The organism is Staphylococcus sp. EG-SA-2 (assembly GCF_017152085.1).
This window is the reverse complement of sequence record NZ_JACYHC010000856.1, coordinates 1-1122: the sequence shown is the minus strand read 5'-3', so window position 1 is coordinate 1122 and position 1122 is coordinate 1. Positions and strand designations below refer to the sequence as shown.

The 1122-nt window shown below is 34.8% G+C and carries 1 protein-coding gene; it reads right to left on the bottom strand.

The features are described from left to right. Positions 1 to 115 precede the first annotated feature (115 nt). A partial coding sequence (locus tag IDG60_RS15305; RefSeq protein WP_206160876.1) for a fructose-bisphosphatase class III occupies positions 116 to 1122 on the bottom strand: 1007 nt, incomplete at its 5' end.

Here is a 1122-nt window from a genome sequence, read left to right as displayed (position 1 = left end):
AGTGAGGGGATTTTTTTCGGTGTAGCTAGGTCGCCTATTTATCATCGCGTTTGCGTAGCCAATGCGTAAACCGCATCAATACAACAGTATACAATACATGCATAAAATGTCGTCTTTAGTCTAAGTAGCGATCATGCATTAACATTTTCAAAATATCTATTTGAGCTTGAAGATCTTTACCAATATTGGTATCACGAATCTTCTTACGTTGTAATTCTTTATCTACGACGCGCTTTATAGAAAGTTCATCGATACCTTCGGAAAGTATTTTTTCTTTAGCGTTAAATTGTTGGTGTGCAACGAGTTGCATACCGAATGAATTATACAATAGTGTATAGCCTGCAATGCCAGTTGTTGACTGATAAGCTTTTGAAAAGCCACCATCAATGACAAGCATCTTTCCATCAGCCTTGATAGGATCTTCGCCATTGATTTCTTTCACTGGTGTGTGACCATTAATAATGCGACCTTCATCTGCATTTAATCCAAAATCACTGAGCATTTTACGAACCATATTCACATCTTCACGTAGATGATAGTATGGATTTTTTTCTTCTTTATGAGAAGCTTTATCTGCAATAAAGTATCGTTCAAACGTAGTCATGGCACGTTTTCCAAATAATGACGAATATTTCCCAGTCCATAAATACCAAACTAAATCCGTCGATAAGTCATCAGTATTTTCTTTTTCATCAAATGATTTACGGACATGATACTCAAATACATCTAATAATTCTTGGCCGCTGTAAGTATGACCATCAATTTCAAATGATTCCATCTCACCATTTTCATCAACTGGAATACAACCATGAATGAGTAAATTGCCATTATATGGTAAGTAAAGAGAGCCTTTACGCATCAAGAAAGACATATGACGACGTAATTTTTCAGATTGTTGGAATGACAATAATAGTTTATTCATGACTTCTTCTTCTTCAGGTAGTAATTCTGCTGGATTATCACGATTGACAGTTTGGAAACATGTGTCTTTCAATGGGTATGTATTACCATAAACTGTAATTTCATTTGTATCATAATTAACCTTTTCAAGCACAAGACGTTCTTCCATTTCGAAATTTGGACGACGTTTAATAATTGGTATTTCTAACTTGAATTGAATCA